Below are 18,550 nucleotides of genomic sequence, written 5' to 3'. Positions count from 1 at the left end.
TCCGGATGGTGACATCTGAGCGGCCTCGGGGGCGTGATTCTCGCCACCCCTGAGGAGCGCATTGCTCAGATGAGCAGTAATTTGGACGGTGTACTTCTCAAATGATGGCACTGGGTGCCAGGCGACTTTACTTTGATCGATCGACGCTTCCCCTACGCACTGTGTCGAATGTGCCCGATATTGATCACGTGTTGTAGTTATGCGTTCAAGAAGTGAATCAATCTCGCCCGCCCGTCCGGGTGCCGTGCCACTTTCGATCTGCTGGCGGACGGGTGGTTGAGGCCGCATGACGCGCAAGTGGACGTACCCAGACACCTTCGATCTGGGTATGTTCCTCGCCGTCAGGGCAGCCACCGCGTCCTCGAGGAGTCGAGACCCGTGTCGGAAAACAAAGATCCCCAGAAGTTCGTCTACGACTTCACCGAGGGCAACAAGGATCTGAAAGATCTCCTGGGCGGCAAGGGTGCCAACCTCGCCGAGATGACCAATCTCGGGCTGCCCGTTCCTCCCGGCTTCACCATCACCACCGAGGCGTGCAAGGTCTACCTCGACAGTGGTGACGCGCCGGCCGCGCTGCGGGAGGAGGTGAGCGCCCACCTCGACGCTCTCGAGCAGAAGATGGGCAAGAAGCTCGGCCAGGCCGACGACCCTCTGCTGGTCTCCGTCCGCTCCGGTGCCAAGTTCTCGATGCCCGGGATGATGGACACGGTCCTCAACATCGGCCTCTCCGACGAGTCCGTCGTGGGTCTCGCCAACCAGGCCGGCGAGGAGCGCTTCGCGTGGGACTCCTACCGCCGCCTCATCCAGATGTTCGGCAAGACGGTCCTCGGGGTCGAGGGGGACCTCTTCGAGGAGGCCCTGGAGGCCGCCAAGCACGCCAAGAAGGTCACCGTCGACACCGACCTCGGCGCCGACGATCTGAAGAAGCTGGTCAAGAGCTTCAAGAAGATCGTCAAGCAGGAGGCCGGACGCGACTTCCCGCAGGACCCGCGTGAGCAGATGGACCTCGCCATAAACGCGGTCTTCGACTCGTGGAACACCGACCGGGCCAAGCTCTACCGCCGCCAGGAGCGCATCCCCGGCGACCTCGGCACGGCCGTCAATGTCTGTTCGATGGTCTTCGGCAACCTCGGCGCGGGCTCCGGTACCGGTGTCGCCTTCACGCGTGACCCGGCCAGCGGCCACCAGGGCGTCTACGGCGACTACCTGGAGAACGCGCAGGGCGAGGACGTCGTCGCGGGTATCCGCAACACCGTGGCGCTCGCGGATCTGGAGTCGATCGACAAGAAGTCGTACGACCAGCTGATGAAGATCATGGAGACGCTGGAGACCCACTACAAGGATCTCTGCGACATCGAGTTCACCATCGAGCGCGGTCAGCTCTGGATGCTGCAGACCCGCGTCGGCAAGCGCACCGCCGGTGCCGCCTTCCGGATCGCCACCCAGCTCGTCGACCAGGGCCTCATCGACGAGGCCGAGGCGCTCCAGCGCGTCAACGGGGCGCAGCTCGCGCAGCTGATGTTCCCCCGCTTCGACGACCAGGCGAAGACCGAGCTGCTCGGCCGCGGCATCGCCGCCTCCCCGGGCGCGGCGGTCGGCAAGGCCGTCTTCGACTCGTACACCGCCGTCAAGTGGTCCCGGTCCGGCGAGAAGGTCATTCTCATCCGCCGCGAGACCAACCCCGACGACCTCGACGGCATGATCGCCGCCGAGGGCATCCTGACCTCGCGCGGCGGCAAGACCTCGCACGCGGCCGTCGTGGCCCGCGGCATGGGCAAGACCTGTGTCTGCGGAGCGGAGGACCTGGAGGTCGACACCAAGCGCCGCCGGATGACTGTCGGCGGCCGGGTGATCGAGGAGGGCGACACCGTCTCCATCGACGGTTCGACCGGCAAGGTCTACCTCGGTGAGGTCCCCGTCGTGCCGTCCCCGGTCGTCGAGTACTTCGAGGGCCGGATGCACGCGGGCGCCGACGACGCCGACGAGCTCGTCGCCGCCGTGCACCGGATCATGGCGTACGCGGACCGCGTACGGCGGCTGCGCGTACGGGCCAACGCGGACAACGCCGAGGACGCCAACCGGGCGCGCCGCTTCGGAGCCCAGGGCATCGGCCTGTGCCGCACCGAGCACATGTTCCTCGGTGAGCGCCGCGAGATGGTCGAGAAGCTGATCCTGGCGGACACCGACTCCGAGCGCGAGACCGCGCTCGCCGAGCTGCTGCCGCTCCAGAAGGCCGACTTCATCGAGCTGTTCGAGTCGATGGACGGGCTGCCCGTCACCGTACGGCTGCTCGACCCGCCGCTGCACGAGTTCCTGCCCGACATCACCGAGCTGTCGGTACGGGTCGCCCTCGCCGAGTCCCGCAAGGACGCCAACGAGAACGACCTGCGCCTCCTCCAGGCCGTGCACAAGCTGCACGAGCAGAACCCGATGCTGGGTCTGCGCGGGGTGCGCCTCGGTCTGGTCATCCCCGGGCTCTTCGCGATGCAGGTCCGTGCCATCGCGGAAGCGGCGGCGCAGCGCAAGAACGCCAAGGGCGACCCGCGTCCCGAGATCATGATTCCGCTCGTCGGCACGGTCCAGGAGCTGGAGATCGTCCGCGACGAGGCCGACCAGGTCATCGCCGAGGTCGAGGCGGCCACCGGCACGAACCTGAAGCTGACCATCGGCACGATGATCGAGCTGCCGCGGGCCGCGCTGACCGCCGGTCAGATCGCCGAGGCCGCGCAGTTCTTCTCCTTCGGCACCAACGACCTGACCCAGACGGTGTGGGGCTTCTCCCGTGACGACGTGGAGGCCTCGTTCTTCACCGCGTACCTGGAGAAGGGCATCTTCGGGGTCTCGCCGTTCGAGACGATCGACAAGGACGGCGTCGGCGCGCTCGTGCGCAGCGCCGTCGAGGCCGGCCGGGCCACCCGTCCCGACCTCAAGCTCGGCGTCTGCGGCGAGCACGGCGGTGACCCGGAGTCGGTGCACTTCTTCCACGAGGTGGGCCTGGACTACGTGTCCTGCTCGCCGTTCCGTATCCCGGTGGCGCGTCTTGAGGCGGGCCGGGCCGCGGCCGTGAGCTCGACGGACAAGGGGAGCGACAGCCGCTGACGGCGGCAGTGACTGCCTGACTCCGGGGCCGCCGTCGGGCCGTACCGACCCTCGCCGGACCAGCGGCGGCCCCGGAGCTCCGCAGAAGCGGCGGCACCCTGTGCGGGGGTGCCGCCGCTTCGTCGTGTTCCTTACGGACAGGGGTGGCGGTCACCTGGAAGACGGCGGCTGTGCATCCGGACTTCCACGGAATGGCGGGACGTGGTGGATTCCGTTGAATTTCGGATGGTTGAGCGGCGTTCCTTTTCTCGTTCACTGCGCAAATTCCGGGCCGTAAGAGGACCGGGGTGCGGTCCATGGATCCCCACCCATGGACCGCACCCGGCTTACCCCCGCCGGACACGGAGCCGTAACCGGAGCCGACCGCCGCCGAACGGACAAAGCCCCCCACGGCCTTCGTTCGTTCTTTCGGCGGCTCCGGTTTCGTGCCCGACGTCGTACAGCTTTTCGGGTGAAGCGGATGCAAGCGAGACGTTTCAACTCTGGCCGAAACCCCGTGGTGACGTCGTGTGACGGTATGCATACCCTTCGATCGGGGCGATTGCGGTTGCAACAGGTGGGGGATCGGTGCTGCGCATCCATGTGTCCGGAACGGACCTTTCCAAGGTGCGGATGGCCACGCGGCCGGACGCATTATGGGAAACCGTTCTCAGTTTTCACCGGCTCCGGGACCGGCGTGGTTCCACGGTGTTCGGGAAATGGCGTACGGAATCCAGAACCCGGTTGAATGGTGAAACACGTCTGCTGGCCGCGGTGGTTCCGCCGCGTGGCTATTTCCCGGACTTTCTCACGCCTTCCCAGCAGGGCTCCGAGCCCTTCTCGCTGGACGTCGGGATGGAGGCCCTGCGCGACACCCCCGTCGGCCGGCTGCACGGTGACCTGACCCGACTGGCGGCCGGGCGGGGGCGGCAGGACGGCGGCCGGTCGCCGGAGGCGCTGCTGGACGCGCTCTCCGAAGGGCGTGCCGAACCGCTCGGCCGGCTCATCGCCGCCCTGCGCGGCTACCACCGCGCCGCCGTCGAACCGTACTGGCCGCACGTCCAGGCGAGTGTGGAGGCCGACCGGGCCGTCCGGGGCCGGGCCCTGCTCGACGGGGGCGCCGACGAACTCCTCGCCGGCCTGCCGCCCATGATCCGCTGGCGGGCACCCGTCCTGGAGGCCGACTACCCGGTCGACCGCGAACTGCGCCTGGACGGCCGGGGGCTGCTGCTCCAGCCCTCCTTCTTCTGCCGCGGCACCCCGGTCGTCTACCGCGACCCGCAGCTCATGCCCGTCCTCGTCTATCCGGTCACCCACCCCGGCGCCCCCGCCTTCGCCGAACCGGGCCCCTGGCTCGGCCGGCTCCTCGGGCACACCCGCTCGGCCGTTCTCGGGTCCATCGGCAACGGCTGCACGACCAGCGAACTCGCTCGCCGGGCCGGGGTGTCCATGGCCTCGGCGAGCCAGCACGCCTGCGTGCTGCGCGAAGCGGGCCTGGTCCGCACCCTGCGCCACGGCAGCTCGGTCCTGCACACGCTCACACCGCTGGGCGGCTCGCTGCTCAGGGGCGGCGCCCCGCTCGCCCTGTCCTGAGGGTCGGCCGCTCTCCCGGGCCTCGACGGGAGGACCTCTTGGGGAAACTTCCTGTCCGCAGAGCGATGAGTTCCGTGCGGCCCGTTCGTCTAACCTTCGAAAGCGCCTGCACAAGGCGCCACGAACCGCCACAAAATGCCGAGACGGAAGAGTGGGACGTCATGCCTCAGATGATCTTCGTGAACCTGCCGGTCAAGGACCTGGAGACGACGAAGGGCTTCTTCGGGAAGCTCGGTTACAGCACCAACCCGCAGTTCAGTGACGAGACGAGCGCCTGTCTGGTCATCAGCGACACGATCTTCGTCATGCTGCTCACCGAGCCGAAGTTCAAGGAGTTCACCAAAAAGGAGATCGCCGACTCCGAGAAGTCGACGGAGGTCATCCTCTGCCTGAGCGCGGAGAGCCGCGAGAAGGTCGACGAGCTCGCCGACGCCGCGCTCGCCGCCGGTGGCTTCCCCGCCAACGAGCCCATGGACTACGGCACCATGTACGGCCGTTCCTTCCAGGACCCCGACCACCACGTCTGGGAGGTCATGTGGATGGACCCGGCGGCGGTGGAAGGCCAGTCCTGACCTGCCACCACCACCGGAGAGAACGCTAGCTGCGGAACGGCCCGGTCACCTCGTAGGTGATGCCACCGGACGAACTCCCGCTCGTGCCACGCTGCGAGGAGAAGTAGAGGCGTGTGCCGTCGGGGGAGAAGGCCGGGCCGGTGATCTCCGAGCCGGACTGTCCGCTGATCCGCAGGAACGGGGCGATGGTGCCGGCGGGCGTGATCAGGCAGATCTCCATGTTGCCGCCGTCCTCCGCGACGTAGAGGTCGCCGGAGCCCGAGCGGGTGACGTTGTCGACGCCCGTGAGGGGAGCCGTGCCGCTGGTGACGAGCGAGTCGTCGTAGGCGAGGGACAGGGAGGAGGCGTTGGCGTCGTACGCCCACACCCGGTTGTCGCCCTTGGTGGTGAACCAGCACGTGCCCGCCGCGTAGAAGCAGCCCTCGCCGCCGTTGAAGACCTTGGCGCCGGAGACCTGGTAGCGGGTCTGAGTGGGCGAGCCGTCCGGGTCGGGGACGTTGCTCCAGGTCACCGGGCCCGAGGTGCCGGTACCCGCCACGAGCACCTGCAGGGTGCCGCTCGACAGGTTGCCCCAGGTGGTGGGACGGAAGCGGTAGAAGCGGCCGTCCGTCTCGTCCTCGGTGAGGTAGATGTAGCCGTGGTCCGCGTCGGCGGCAGCCGCCTCGTGCTTGAAGCGGCCCAGCGCGGGACGCTGCACGGCCGCGTCGACGCCCCACGGGTCGGTCTCGTAGACGAATCCGCGGCTGACCTCCTCGCAGGACAGCCAGGTGTCCCACGGGGTACGGCCGCCGGCGCAGTTGTTGTTCGTGCCGGACAGGATGCGGGAGGCGGAGGTGACGGTGCCCGCGGAGTTGAAGCGGACGGCACTCGCGCCGCCGCCGCTGCCCGAGGAGACCTCGGCGTTGGAGACGTAGATCCAGCCGCTGCCGTCGGCGAAGGTGGCGCCGCCGTCCGGTGCGCTGTGCCAGGTGTACGAGGTTCCGGCGACGGTCTGACCCGAGCGGGCGATGATTCTGCTGGTGAAGCCGCTGGGTAGCAGGATGCCGTTGGCGTTGGCCGGCTGCAGCGCGCCGTACGGGCCGGGGCCGGGCTGGGCCGGGGCGGCGAAGGCGGCGCCCCTCCACAGGGTGCCGCCGAAGGCTGCCGCCGAGGTGCCGATCACCGCTGTGCGCAGAAAGGTCCGACGTTCCACGATCACTCCACAGGTGACGTGAGGGCCCGCCGTCCGGTCGGGCGGCGGGTCGCGCGTCAGGACAGTAGAGCCATGCAATTGACGGGAGCACAACAAAGAGTGAACGGCCCGCGCATGCGGTCAGTCCGCCCGTACCCCGAAGACCGGCACGGAGACCTCGTCGTCGTCCAGGCAGGCCCCCGTCGCCAGATCGAAGCGCTGCTTCAGCAGGGGCGAGGCGACGAACGGCCGGCCGGCCGCGGAGCCGACCAGGCCCCGCGAGAGGACGTACGCACCGGTGAACGGATCGCGGTTGTCGATCGCGTACGCCTGACCCGACCGGTCCATGAAGAGGGCGACCTGACGGCCGTCCGGGAGGAGGGCCGCGACGCCGCGGCCCGGGGTCAGCAGCGAGCGCTCGCAGACCGTGAACCAGTCCTCCCCGTGGGCGAGTCGGATCACCCGGGTGTCCTGCGCCTGCTCGGTCGTCAGTGCCGTCTGTACGGTCATCAGGAGGCGGTCCCTTCAAGCGTGCGGATGGCGAGCACGGGCCCCGCGAGGATGTCCAGGTCGGGCTTGACCTGATCCCGTTCGGGGACGAACCTCACCGAGGGGTCGGGTGCGTCGGGTGCGTTGACGAAGGTGACGAAGCGGCGCAGCCGCTCGGGGTCGTTGATGGTCTCGGCCCACTCGTCGCGGTAGCCGGCGACGTGGTCGCTCATCAGCCGTTCCAGCTCCGCGCAGATGCCCAGCGAGTCGTGGACCACGACGTCCCGGACGTGGTCGAGGCCGCCCTCGATCCGGTCCAGCCAGGTCGAGGTGCGCTCCAGCCGCTCCGCCGTACGGATGTAGAACATCAGGAACCGGTCGATGAGGCGCACCAGTTCGGCGTCCGAGAGGTCCTGGGCCAGCAGGTCCGCGTGGCGCGGTTCGGCGCCGCCGTTGCCGCCGACGTACAGGTTCCATCCGTTGGCCGTGGCGATGATCCCGAAGTCCTTGCCGCGCGCCTCGGCGCACTCGCGGGCGCAGCCCGAGACCGCGGACTTCAGCTTGTGCGGGGAGCGCAGGCCCCGGTAGCGCAGCTCCAGATCGATGGCCATCTTCACGGAGTCCTGCACGCCGTAGCGGCACCAGGTCTGCCCCACACAGGACTTGACCGTCCGCAGCGACTTCCCGTACGCGTGTCCCGACTCGAAGCCCGCGTCCACGAGCCGGGTCCAGATCAGCGGCAGCTGGTCGACCCGGGCGCCGAACATGTCGATGCGCTGTCCGCCGGTGATCTTCGTGTAGAGCCCGAAGTCCCGGGCCACCTCGCCGATGACGATGAGCTTCTCGGGGGTGATCTCGCCGCCCGGGATGCGCGGCACGATCGAGTACGAGCCGTTGCGCTGGAGGTTGGCCAGGAAGTGGTCGTTGGTGTCCTGGAGGGCCGCCTGCTCGCCGTCCAGCACATAGCCGCTCGCGCCGAGCGTGGGCGCCAGCGAGGCGATGATCGAACCGACCGTCGGCTTGCAGATCTCGCAGCCGTCCCCGCCGCGCGCCGCCGGCCGGCCGTGCGAGTCGAGGAGGTCCGCGTACGAGGTGGTGCCCAGCGTCCGCACGATCTCGTACAGCTCGCTGCGGGTGTACGAGAAGCAGCCGCACAGGCCCTTGTCGGCGCTCTGCGGGAGCAGCTGGCCGATGACCTTGACGCAACTCCCGCAGCCGGTACCCGCCTTGGTGCACTTCTTCACCTCGGGCAGGGTGGTGTGCTCGCAGATCGCGCCCTTGGTGACGTTGTGGCAGGAGCAGATCACCGCGTCGTCCGGCAGCGAGGACGGGCCCAGCGTGACCGGACCGCCCGCGCCCGCGGGCAGCACCAGCTGCTCCGGCGCCACGGGCAGGACCGTGCCGGTCATCGGCCGCAGCGTGCCGTACTGGTCGGCGTCCCCGACGAGCACCCCGCCCAGCAGCGTGCCGTCCTGGCCGATCACCAGCTTCTTGTAGACGCCCGAGCGGGAGTCCGAGTAGACGACGTCGAGGCAGCCCTCGGCCGCGCCGTGCGCGTCGCCGAACGAGGCCACGTCCACACCGAGCAGCTTCAGCTTGGTCGACAGGTCGGCGCCGGTGAACGAGGCCGTCTCGCCCGCGATCACCCCGGCGACCGTCTGCGCCATCTCGTAGCCCGGCGCCACCAGCCCGTACACCCGGCCGTCGGAGGCCAGGGCGCACTCGCCGATCGCGAACACGTCGCTGTCGGACGTACGGCACTCCTCGTCGACGATGATGCCGCCGCGCTGGCCGACCGCCAGGCCGCAGTCGCGGGCCAGCTGGTCCCGGGGCCGTACCCCCGCCGAGAAGACCACGAGGTCCGTGGCGAGGGAGGAGCCGTCGGAGAGGGACATGCCGTTCACGGCACCGCTCTCGCCCGCGGTGACCTCCTGCGTTCCGACGCCCGTGTGGACGGTGAGGCCCATGTTCTCGATGGTGCGCAGCAGGGCGGCGCCGCCGCCCGCGTCGACCTGGACCGGCATCAGCCGGGGTGCGAACTCCACGACGTGCGTGTCGAGTCCGAGTCCCTTCAGTGCTCCGGCAGCCTCCAGGCCCAGCAGCCCGCCGCCGACCACCGCGCCCGTCGTGGCCGTCTTCGCGTACTCCTCGATCGCGAGGAGGTCCTCGATGGTGCGGTAGACGAAGCAGCCTTCGGCGTCCTTGCCGGGGACCGGCGGCACGAAGGGGTACGAGCCGGTGGCCAGGACCAGCGTGTCGTACGCGAACGTCAGCCCGGAGCGGGAGACCACCCGGCGCGCCTCGCGGTCGACGGTCTCGGCCGGGTCGCCGAGGTACAGCTCGATGCCGTGCCGCTCCATGAAGTCCGGCTCGACGAGCGACAGGTCGTCCGGGGTCTTCCCGGAGAAGTACGAGGTGAGCTGGACCCTGTCGTACGCCGGGCGCGGCTCCTCGCAGAGCACGACGACCCGGGCGGTGCCCGCGGCGGCGGTCAGTCCGCGGTCGGCGAGTGCCTCCAGGAACCGCTGGCCGACCATGCCGTGCCCGACGACCACGATCGTCGGCACTCCTGCGGCGGGAGTGTTCGGGGAAGTGGGCACCGGCATCTCAGAGACCTCCGTCGTTGGTGAGCAGGTGGAGCAGGGACATGTCGGCGGGAAGCGGTTCGTCGTTCTGCCAGGTGCGGGCGAGGGTGCCGACCGCACCCAGATCGCCGAACAGCACCCCGCCCGCCAGCCGGTCGCCGCGGACGACGACCGAGCGGTAGGCGCCCTTGGTGGCGTCGGCCAGCCGGATCACGTCGTCGCCGGGCAGCGGACGGGAGTCGCCGAACGCGGCCAGGTCGAGCGCCCCGGTGACGGGGGCGGGGGCGGCAGGGACCGCGGCGGCGAGCGCCGGAGCGGGGGAGCGCAGGGTCAGCCGGGTCAGGGCCCGGGTGCCGGTGTAGCGGGCCGGCCGGCCGGCCAGTACCTCGGCCACCACGTCCGCCTGTTCCAGCGCGGCGCCCGCCAGCCCGTAGACGGTCGAGTCGTGCTCGGCGCAGTCGCCGACCGCGTGGATGTACGGGTCGGAGGTACGCATCTCGTCGTCCACGACGATGCCCTTGCGGACGTCGAGACCGGCGGCGAGCGCCAGCCCCGTACGGGGGCGGACCCCGCAGGCCAGCACCGTGATCTCGGCCTCCAGCTCGTAGCCGTCGGCGAGCTCCACGGCGCGTACCGCGGAGTCGGTGCAGCGCAGACCGCGGACGCGGCACTCGGTGTGCACCTCGACCCCGAGGGCTTCGAGGTGGCGCCGCAGCAGCCCGGCCGACTCGGCGTCCAGCTGCCGCTCCATGAGGTGCTCGCCCTGCTGGGCCAGCACCACCTGGGCGCCGCACTCGGCGAGCGCACGGGCGGCGGAGACCCCGAGGAGGCCGCCGCCGATGACGACGGCGCGCGTGCCGGGACGTACCGCCGCGCGCAGGGCCAGGCAGTCGTCCAGCGTGCGGAACGGGTGGACCCCGTCGGGCAGCGTGTTCCCGAGACCGCGCAACGGCGGCAGGACCGGGTTGGAACCGGTGGCCAGCACCAGGCGCCCGTACCGGACGACGCTGCCGTCGTCGCAGTGCACCAGCCGGTCGGCCGGATCGATACGCACCACCCGCACCCCGCGCCGCACCTCGGCGGGCGGCAGGGCGATCACGTCCGGTGCGTACCGTCCGGCCAGCACCTCGGCCAGCAGCACCCGGTTGTACGGGGCGTGCTCCTCCTCGCCGATGACGGTGACACCGGGGACCCGGGCGGCGAGCCGCGCGCCCGCCATCCCGGCGCCGATCACCACCACACGTGCCGCGTTCTCCGTCTGTGTCCTCATGACGTCGAGACTGCGGGGCGGGTGTTACCCGACCGCATCCCCGCTGTTTCCCGGGAGGAACCTTGCGCTCAGCGCGGTACCGGGGAGTGTGTGAGGGGGCGTGCGGGCCGGCCCGCGGGCGGAGCTTAGGGTCGGGATCATGCCCGAGATAACCATGACCACCCTCGTTCTCCTCTGCCTGGCCGCAGCGGCGGCCGGCTGGATCGACGCGGTGGTGGGCGGGGGAGGGCTTCTGCTCCTGCCCGCGATGCTGCTGGGCCTGCCCCAGGTGCCCGCCGCGCACATCCTGGGCACCAACAAGGCGGTCGCGATCGTCGGCACGTCGGGCGCCGCCGTGACGTATCTGCGCAAGGCACCGGTCCAGGTGAAGACGGCCGTGCGGATCGGGCTCATGGCGCTGGCCGGCTCGATGGGCGGGGCGTTCTTCGCCGCCGGGATCAGCAGCGAGGTCCTCCGCCCGGTGATCATGGTGGTGCTGCTCGGGGTCGCGGCCTTCGTGCTGCTGCGTCCTTCGTTCGGTACGGCGGTGGCGGGGGACGGCACGGGCCGGACGGTTACCCGGGCCCGTACCGTCACGGCGATCGTCCTGGTCGGCGGCGGTATCGGCTTCTACGACGGGCTGTTCGGGCCGGGCACCGGCACCTTCCTGGTGCTCGCGCTGACCGCCGTGCTCCACCTCGACCTGGTGACCGCCTCCGCCAACGCCAAGATCGTCAACGTCTGTACGAACGCCGGGGCGCTGGCGATGTTCGCCTACCACGGCACGGTGCTCTGGCAGCTGGCCGCCCTGATGGCCGTATTCAATCTGGCGGGCGGCATGTTCGGGGCGCGGATGGCGCTCAGGAAGGGCAGCGAGTTCGTCCGCGGGGTGCTGCTGGTCGTGGTGTTCTCGCTGGTCGCCAAGCTCGGATTCGATCAGTGGACGGCCTGACCGGGCAGTCGCTCAGCGCACCTCGGTGAGGTGCGCGTACGCCACGACGTTGCCCTGGTAGCCCGTCTTCTCCGAGAATCCGCCGCCGCAGGTGATCAGCCGCAGCGAGGCGTGCGGCGACGCGCCGTAGACCCGCTGGTCGGGGAAGTCCTCGTTCTCGTACACCTCGATCGCGTCGATCGAGAAGACGGCCGTGCGACCGTCCTTGCGGTCGATCTCGACCCGCGTCCCCCGCTTCAGCGCCCCGAGGGCGTAGAAGACGGACGGGCCCTGCGCGTTGTCGACATGACCGGCGACGATCGCGGTGCCTTTGGCCCCGGGCGGTGTCCCGTTCTTGAACCAGCCGGCCATGTTGCGGTTCCCGTCGGGCGGTACGTCGAGGCTGCCGTCCTTGCCCAGTCCCAGCCGCATCATCGGCGCGTCCACCTCGATGGCGGGGATGCGGATGCGGACCGGTTCGGACGGCCGCATCGGCTCGGCGACGGGGGAGCCCGGCTGGAGCTGGGGGCCGGCGGCGAAGGACTCGGCCGTGGACGGCTGGGGTGGCACCAGCAGGGTGTCGGACCCGTTCTGGATCAGCCAGACACCGCACAGGACGGCGATGCCTATCAGCCAGCCCTTGGCCTTCTGTGTCGTCTGGGACACGTCGTCGTCCTTGCGGAGTGAGCGGGCGGGAAGCGGGCGGGAGGGGCGGTCGGAGCACGGGGAGCAGCCGCCCCGGCGGCACGGGGCCGCCGGGGCGGGTGTCCGTCCGTCCGGTCAGTCGCCGTGCGTGCCGTTCGCCCGGCGCCGCATCAGCAGCACCCCGCCGACGGCTGCCGCGGCGATGACGCCGGCGCCCGCCGCGATCTGGGTGGTGTCGGGCCCGACGCTGCCGCCGACGCCCGTCCTGACGTGCCCGGCGGGCCGGTTGTGGTCGGGCCTGAGGGGGTCGGGCGTGGGGCGGCTGCCCCCGATCACCTCGAGGTCTCCACCGGCCTCCTTGCCGTTGTCGCACGAGACACCGATGCCGTACGTTCCGGGCTTGGTGTCGTGCGGCACGGTGAACCGGCCGACCACGACCTCCTTGTGGGTACCGGTGCTCAGCTCGAAGTCACCGGCGTCCAGGGAGTTCGCGTCGCCGATGCCCGATCCGTCGGGTCCGCACGCGGTGGTGTTCACGGTGACCGTGGAGCCGGGGGCCGCGGTCGCCGGGGTGATCTCCAGCCGGCCGAGGTCTCCCGCGTACGCGGACGGGGTGGCGAGGGTGAGGCCGAGCGCGGCGACGGTGAGCGCCGCGGCGGCGGTACCGGTCACGAGGCGGGCAGGACTGCGCATGGGGGGTTCCTCCGGGCAGACGGCGCGAGCGGGTGTGTCCTGCCTCCGAGATAACGGGCGGTCCGCGGCGTACGCCTGCTGACGCCCGGTCAGCTTTCACCCGTACGGACCGGCGCGGCACCCTTGCCCCAGGACGTCGGTGCAGGTCGTGGCGGTGTGACTGGGCTGTTCGGTCGGCTGGGGGAGGGCCCGCGCCGATCGAGTGACGAGCCCACCAGTGAGATGTGACGGGCATCACAGGAATGGCTCCCGGGGGTGCGGGCACACGCATCTCACCCCCCACGGGACACGGCATCCCCCCGCCGTCGCCCCACGGCTACCGCCCCCACGGCCCCGCCCCCCCCGGGCCCGTGGGGGCGGTGTCGTGTACGGATACCTCCGAGATGGTGTCCGCGACGTCTCCTCCTCCGGCGGCGTTACGTCGCGGAGGCTCCCTGGGCGCCGTCCGTGGCGGTCCACTCGATGGACGGCGGGCGGATCCGGCCGCACAGGGGCTGTCCCTTCCCGTCGGTCAGCGCGAGCCGCGCGGTGAGGTGCCCGGTCCGCACGGCCGCGTCGAGGACCGCCGGATCGATGTCGGCGAACATCAGCTTGGCCCGCCGGAACATGGAGAAGAGCCCGGCCCCGTCGACCGTGCCCCAGGACAGATAGACGAAGCGCCCGCCGAGCCGGTTCTGCACGTACGGCCCCGACACCTCCACGCCCTCCTCCCCGGGCGCGGCGACGCAGTCCAGCGTCCAGCCGGCGGAGGGGGCGTCGCCGGGGTGCAGTCCGAGCAGCTCGCCCGGCCTGTCCTTGCGCTGGACACCGACATGGATGTTCTCGTAGCCGGGAAAGTCGCTGTCCGGTCCGCAGGCGAGGCCGGGGAGTGCGGAGGCTTCGATGTGGATCTGCATGGGGCCATGCTGCGTCACCGGACGCGGACCGTGTCCCAGGGGGCGTCCTCGTACACCTTCCCGATCCGGCCCATCAGCTCCTCGTCGACCTCGAAGGAGACGTCGTCGATCCGGTGGACGGGGGAGATCCCCTGCGAGTTGGTGAGGAACGCCGCCCGGTACGCCCCCAGGTCCTCCAGCGTCACCGGCCGCCGCACCGAGCCGGTCGCGCCGAGCCCCCGCTCCAGGAGCGCCATGGTGATGCCGGTCAGGGCCGGTGCGTCCGGCCAGACCACCGATGTGCCGTCCCAGAAGCCGATGTTGGTGACGGCGCCCTCGGTGATCACTCCGCCGGGCGCGGTCAGCAGCGCGTCGTCGAAGCCGGACCGTACCGCGAGCTGTCCGTAGTAGGTCTGGCCGAACTCGCCGGGGCGCTTGATGTGCGGCACCACGCGGGCGTACGGGACGGACATCAGGCTCCTCGGGGCGGTGGCCGCCCACGCGGGTTCCCGCACCGTCACCATCAGCGTCGTCGCCGTGTCGCCCGGCGGCAGGAGGCCGTGCACCCGCACGGAGCCGTCCGCGGCCCCGGCGCCGTCGAGTGCGTGCCCGATCAGCTCGCGCACCTGCCCGCCGTCCAGCGGAAGGCCGAAGAGCTCCCGGTTCGCGGCGTCGAGCCGGCCCAGGTGCAGATCCAGGCCGCGCACCTTTCCGTCCCTGATCTGCATGGCCGTGAAGTGCCCGTAGGCGAAGAAGGCGGCCACCCGAAGGTCCTCCTCGGTGGCCGGGTGCCCGTTGACCTCGACGTACGGCGTCTGCGCGGGAGTTGTCATGCCTCCACCGTATGCCGCGGAACTAGGGCCTTTCGTTTGGACCATGCCGGGCTCGCGTGCCCTGGCGCGCGCATCTGCGGCGTTGTCGTCGGTCGCCGACGCTCCGCGTCGACTCCCTCCTCCGCCTTGCAGCTGCCCACACCAGACCCCGCTCCCTGATCCGGCCTGATCCAAACGAAAGACCCTAGGGGCGCGGTGGGCTTGACCTCAACCATGCTTGAGGCGCGAGCCTCTGGGCATGGACCTCACCACTTCCGCACCCGCATCCACCGCCGCCCTCGCCTCCGCACCGCTCAAGGTGGCCGTCATCCTCGGCAGCAACCGCGAAGGGCGCTTCGGCCCGGTCGTCGCCGACTGGTTCCTCTCCAGGGCGGCCCGCCACCCCGACATCGAGACCGAACTGATCGATGTCGGCGAGCTGGACCTGCCGATCGCCCTCTCCTTCCGCCCCGGCCCGACCGAGCAGGCCCAACTCGCGCGGGTCATGCCGAGGTTGGCCGAGGCCGACGCCTTCGTCGTCCTGACCCCCGAGTACAACCACTCCTTCCCGGCCCCGCTCAAGAACCTCATCGACTGGTACCGCGACGAATGGCAGGCCAAGCCCGTCGCCTTCGTCTCGTACGGCGGGATCTCCGGCGGTCTCCGGGCCGTCGAACAGCTCCGGCAGGTCTTCGCCGAACTGCACGCCGTCTCGGTCCGGGACACGGTCTCCTTCCACAACGCCGGTGCCCATTTCGACGACGAGGGCCGTCACAAGGACCCGGCGGCCCCCGACGCGGCGGCCAAGGCGATGCTCGACCAGCTGGTCTGGTGGGCGCACGCACTGCGCGAGGCCAAGGTGCGCCGTCCGTACAGCGCCTGAACCCGTCCCGGCCGACAATCCAGGGAGACCGCTTTTCGTACGCACTCCCGAGGAGCCCGCACATGACCGAGCCGGCATGGCTGACCGTACTGACCACGACGGACAGTGAGGAGAAGGCCCGGTCCCTGGCCCGGAGCGCGGTGGAGGCCCGGCTGGCCGCCTGCGCGCAGGTCTCCGCACCCGTCACCTCCGTCTACCGGTGGCACAACGCCATCGAGTCCACCGAGGAGTGGCAGGTGCTGCTCAAGACCACGGCCGAGCGGTACGAGGAGCTGGAGGAGCACATCGAGGCCGTGCACGACTACGACACCCCGGAGATCATCGCGACACCCGTGGTGCGCGGAAGTGCCCGCTACCTCGCCTGGGTGACGGCACAGACCGCACCCGTCGTAGCGCTGTGACCACCGGCGAACTGCCGTTCTTCGTCTACGGCACGCTGCTGCCGGGCCGGCGCAACCACGACCGGTTCCTCCGGGGCCGTACGGCGGCGGAGCAGCCGGCCCTGCTGCCGGACGCGCTCCTCTACGAAGGCCCCGGCTACCCGTACGCCGTCGAGGGCCGCGGCACGGTCCACGGCGCGCTCATCACCCCCGCGCCCGGTGCGTACGGGGAACTGCTCGGACTGCTCGACGATCTGGAGCAGTACCTCGGCCCCGGCCACCCGCGCAATCTGTACGAGCGGGTGGCCAGGGACGTCCGGGTGGAAGCGGCCACGGCCTCCGCCTGGGTCTACCTCGCCGGAGCCGCCGTCACCCGCTCCCTGGGAGCGGGCGGCACTCCGATCCCCGGCGGGCGCTGGCCCGGACCGGCCGGCGGCTCCTGAGGTCGTTCGTCCGGATCACGCCGGGCTCTCACCCGGCGGGTTCCACCCGCACCGCGCACACCTTGAACTCGGGCATCCGCGACACCGGGTCGAGAGCCGGGTTCGTCAGTGTGTTGGCCCGGCCCTCGCCCGCCCAGTGGAACGGCATGAACACGGTGTCCTGCCTGATCGCCACGGTGATCCGGGCAGGCGCCACCGCCCGCCCCCGCCGGGAGGTGACCGCGACCGGCTCGCCCTCGGCGACCCCGATCCGCTCCGCGAGCCGGGGATGCAGCTCCACGAACGGACCGGGCGCCGCCGCGTTCAGCTCGGCCACCCGCCGGGTCTGCGCCCCCGACTGGTACTGGGAGACGACCCGCCCGGTCGTCAGCACCACCGGGTACTCCTCGTCCGTCTCCTCCGCGGCCGGGCGGTGCGTCACGGCGACGAACCTGGCCCGCCCGTCGTCCGTGGCGAACCGGTCCAGGAACAGCCGCGGCGTACCGGCGTGCTCCTCGTCCGGGCAGGGCCAGAACACGCCGTCCTCGGCCAGGATCCGGTCGTAGGTGATGCCCGCGTAGTCGGCGGGACCGCCGGCCGAGGCCCGCCGCAGCTCGTCGAAGACCTCCATCGGTTCGACCGGGAAGCCCTTGCCGTGCCCGAGGAGCGCGGCCAGGCCGTGCAGCACCTCCAGATCGCTGCGTACGCCCTGCGGAGCGGTCACCGCCCGCTGCCGCAGCAGGACCCGGCCCTCCAGATTGGTCGTGGTCCCGCTCTCCTCCGCCCACTGCGTCACGGGCAGCACCACGTCGGCCAGGGCCGCCGTCTCCGACAGCACCACGTCCGCGACCGCCAGGAAGTCCAGCGACCGCAGCCGCTCCTCGACGTGCCCGGCGCGCGGTGCGGAGACGACGGGATTGGACCCCATCACCAGCAGCGCCTTCACGTCCCGGCCCAGCGCGTCGAGCAGCTCGTACGCGCTGCGGCCCGGCCCCGGCAGCGAGTCGGGGTCCACGCCCCACACCCCGGCCACATGGCGGCGCGCCGCCGGATCGGTGAGCTTGCGGTAGCCGGGCAGCTGGTCGGCCTTCTGGCCGTGCTCGCGGCCCCCCTGTCCGTTGCCCTGGCCCGTCAGACAGCCGTAGCCGGACAGTGGGCGTCCGGCCCGGCCGGTGGCCAGACAGAGGTTGATCCAGGCCCCCACGGTGTCGGTGCCCTTCGCCTGCTGCTCGGGGCCGCGGGCGGTCAGCACCATGCCGGTCTCCGCCCCGCAGAACATCTCCACGGCTTCGCGCAGCTGCGGCACCGGCACCCCGGTGATGCGTTCGACCAGCTCGGGCCAGTGCGCCATCACCCCGGCCCTGGCCTCGTCCCAGCCGCTCGTACGGGAGCCGATGAACTCCTCGTCCACCCGGCCGTCGGCCACCACCAGATGCAGCATGCCGAGCGCGAGCGCCAGATCGGTGCCGGGCCTCGGGGCAAGATGGAGGTCCGCCTGCTCGGCGGTCCTGGTGCGGCGCGGATCGATCACGATCAGCTTGCCGCCGTTCTCGCGCAGCTCGGTCAGATAGCGCAGCGCGGGCGGCATCGTCTCGGCGGGATTCGAGCCGACGAGGATCACGCACCCGGTGCGGGGGATGTCCTCCAGGGGGAAAGGCAGCCCGCGGTCGAGGCCGAAGGCCCGCTGGTGCGCGGCAGCCGCCGACGACATGCAGAAGCGGCCGTTGTAGTCGATCTGCGAGGTGGCGAGCACCACCCGGGCGAACTTCCCGAGCGTGTACGCCTTCTCGTTGGTCAGTCCGCCCCCGCCGAACACGCCCACGGCATCCGCCCCGTGCGCCGCCCGCGTCCCGCGCAGCCCGTCCGCGATCCGTTCCAGGGCCTCGTCCCAGCCGGCCGGTTCCAGCTCACCGCTCGCGGCGTTCCGTACGAGCGGCTCGGTCAGCCGGACCGCCGAGGAGAGCACGGCGGGCGCGGTCCGGCCCTTGCCGCACAGGGCTCCCCGGTTGACGGGGAAGTCGGTACGCTCCACGACCTCGACCACCGTGCCATCGGTGACCGGTCGCAGATTCATCCCGCACTGCAGGGCGCAGTACGGGCAGTGGGTGGACGTCTCGGTGCGGGCCATATGCCCAGCGTGCGAGCCGGGTATTACGAGGACCGGTGCTTCCG

General features: G+C 70.9%; 16 protein-coding genes. 7 read left to right on the top strand and 9 right to left on the bottom strand.

The window, feature by feature from the left end; all coding sequences use genetic code 11:
* The first annotated feature begins 378 nt into the window (after positions 1-378).
* From ppdK to OG230_RS11395, 3 genes are all read left to right on the top strand, one after another.
* The gene (gene ppdK, locus OG230_RS11405) at positions 379-3,099 is read left to right on the top strand and encodes a pyruvate, phosphate dikinase (protein ID WP_328910060.1); all 2,721 of its coding nucleotides are present in this window, start codon (positions 379-381) and stop codon (positions 3,097-3,099) included.
* Between the two features lie 567 nt (positions 3,100-3,666).
* Positions 3,667-4,671 (top strand): ArsR/SmtB family transcription factor, encoded by a 1,005-nt coding sequence (locus OG230_RS11400; RefSeq protein WP_328910059.1) that lies wholly within the window; start codon positions 3,667-3,669, stop codon positions 4,669-4,671.
* A gap of 161 nt (positions 4,672-4,832) precedes the next feature.
* Positions 4,833-5,243: a VOC family protein gene (locus OG230_RS11395; protein WP_328910058.1), complete on the top strand. Its 411-nt coding sequence runs from the start codon at positions 4,833-4,835 to the stop codon at positions 5,241-5,243.
* 25 nt (positions 5,244-5,268) lie between these two features.
* Here OG230_RS11395 and OG230_RS11390 read toward each other — a convergent pair whose 3' ends face one another.
* From OG230_RS11390 to OG230_RS11375, 4 genes are all read right to left on the bottom strand, one after another.
* Positions 5,269-6,435, bottom strand: a complete 1,167-nt coding sequence (locus OG230_RS11390; RefSeq protein ID WP_328910057.1) for an alkaline phosphatase PhoX — start codon at positions 6,433-6,435, stop codon at positions 5,269-5,271.
* Between the two features lie 120 nt (positions 6,436-6,555).
* On the bottom strand, positions 6,556-6,924 hold the full coding sequence (gene nirD, locus OG230_RS11385; RefSeq protein WP_328910056.1) for a nitrite reductase small subunit NirD: 369 nt from the start codon (positions 6,922-6,924) through the stop codon (positions 6,556-6,558).
* Positions 6,924-9,509 (bottom strand): nitrite reductase large subunit NirB, encoded by a 2,586-nt coding sequence (nirB, locus tag OG230_RS11380; protein WP_328910055.1) that lies wholly within the window; start codon positions 9,507-9,509, stop codon positions 6,924-6,926. The genes nirD and nirB overlap by 1 nt, the downstream gene beginning before the upstream one ends.
* 1 nt (position 9,510) lies before the next feature.
* On the bottom strand, positions 9,511-10,758 hold the full coding sequence (locus tag OG230_RS11375; RefSeq protein WP_328910054.1) for an NAD(P)/FAD-dependent oxidoreductase: 1,248 nt from the start codon (positions 10,756-10,758) through the stop codon (positions 9,511-9,513).
* A gap of 139 nt (positions 10,759-10,897) precedes the next feature.
* Between OG230_RS11375 and OG230_RS11370 the strand changes: the two genes are divergently transcribed.
* Entirely contained in the window at positions 10,898-11,689 is a 792-nt protein-coding gene (locus tag OG230_RS11370) for a sulfite exporter TauE/SafE family protein (RefSeq protein WP_328910053.1), read from the top strand.
* Between the two features lie 12 nt (positions 11,690-11,701).
* On the opposite strand, the gene OG230_RS11365 is transcribed toward OG230_RS11370, so the two are convergent.
* The 4 genes from OG230_RS11365 to OG230_RS11350 all read right to left on the bottom strand — a co-directional run bounded on the left by OG230_RS11365 (position 11,702) and on the right by OG230_RS11350 (position 14,714).
* Positions 11,702-12,334, bottom strand: a complete 633-nt coding sequence (locus OG230_RS11365; RefSeq protein ID WP_328910052.1) for a class F sortase — start codon at positions 12,332-12,334, stop codon at positions 11,702-11,704.
* Positions 12,335-12,448: 114 nt separating this feature from the next.
* The gene (locus OG230_RS11360; RefSeq protein ID WP_328910051.1) at positions 12,449-13,006 is read right to left on the bottom strand and encodes a hypothetical protein; all 558 of its coding nucleotides are present in this window, start codon (positions 13,004-13,006) and stop codon (positions 12,449-12,451) included.
* A 416-nt stretch (positions 13,007-13,422) separates the two neighbouring features.
* The gene (locus tag OG230_RS11355; protein WP_328910050.1) at positions 13,423-13,902 is read right to left on the bottom strand and encodes a DUF5990 family protein; all 480 of its coding nucleotides are present in this window, start codon (positions 13,900-13,902) and stop codon (positions 13,423-13,425) included.
* 14 nt (positions 13,903-13,916) lie between these two features.
* Positions 13,917-14,714 (bottom strand): aminotransferase class IV family protein, encoded by a 798-nt coding sequence (locus OG230_RS11350; protein WP_328910049.1) that lies wholly within the window; start codon positions 14,712-14,714, stop codon positions 13,917-13,919.
* 238 nt (positions 14,715-14,952) lie between these two features.
* On the opposite strand from OG230_RS11350, the gene OG230_RS11345 reads away from it, so the two are divergent.
* The 3 genes from OG230_RS11345 to OG230_RS11335 all read left to right on the top strand — a co-directional run bounded on the left by OG230_RS11345 (position 14,953) and on the right by OG230_RS11335 (position 16,399).
* Positions 14,953-15,576 (top strand): NADPH-dependent FMN reductase, encoded by a 624-nt coding sequence (locus tag OG230_RS11345; RefSeq protein ID WP_328910048.1) that lies wholly within the window; start codon positions 14,953-14,955, stop codon positions 15,574-15,576.
* Positions 15,577-15,638: 62 nt separating this feature from the next.
* Positions 15,639-15,977 carry a divalent-cation tolerance protein CutA gene (gene cutA / locus OG230_RS11340; RefSeq protein WP_328910047.1) on the top strand — a complete coding sequence of 113 codons (339 nt, stop codon included), beginning with the start codon at positions 15,639-15,641 and terminating at the stop codon, positions 15,975-15,977.
* Entirely contained in the window at positions 15,974-16,399 is a 426-nt protein-coding gene (locus OG230_RS11335; protein ID WP_328910046.1) for a gamma-glutamylcyclotransferase family protein, read from the top strand. Before cutA ends, OG230_RS11335 begins: the two co-directional genes overlap by 4 nt.
* Before the next feature lie 28 nt (positions 16,400-16,427).
* Here the strand turns inward: OG230_RS11335 and OG230_RS11330 are convergent, their stop codons facing one another.
* Positions 16,428-18,506 carry a molybdopterin oxidoreductase family protein gene (locus tag OG230_RS11330; protein WP_328910045.1) on the bottom strand — a complete coding sequence of 693 codons (2,079 nt, stop codon included), beginning with the start codon at positions 18,504-18,506 and terminating at the stop codon, positions 16,428-16,430.
* Positions 18,507-18,550: the final 44 nt, after the last annotated feature.

This window comes from Streptomyces sp. NBC_00234 (assembly GCF_036195325.1).
Lineage (GTDB): Bacteria > Actinomycetota > Actinomycetes > Streptomycetales > Streptomycetaceae > Streptomyces.
The sequence above is the reverse complement of the archived record's forward strand: the minus strand, read 5'-3'. Positions and strand labels throughout refer to the sequence as shown.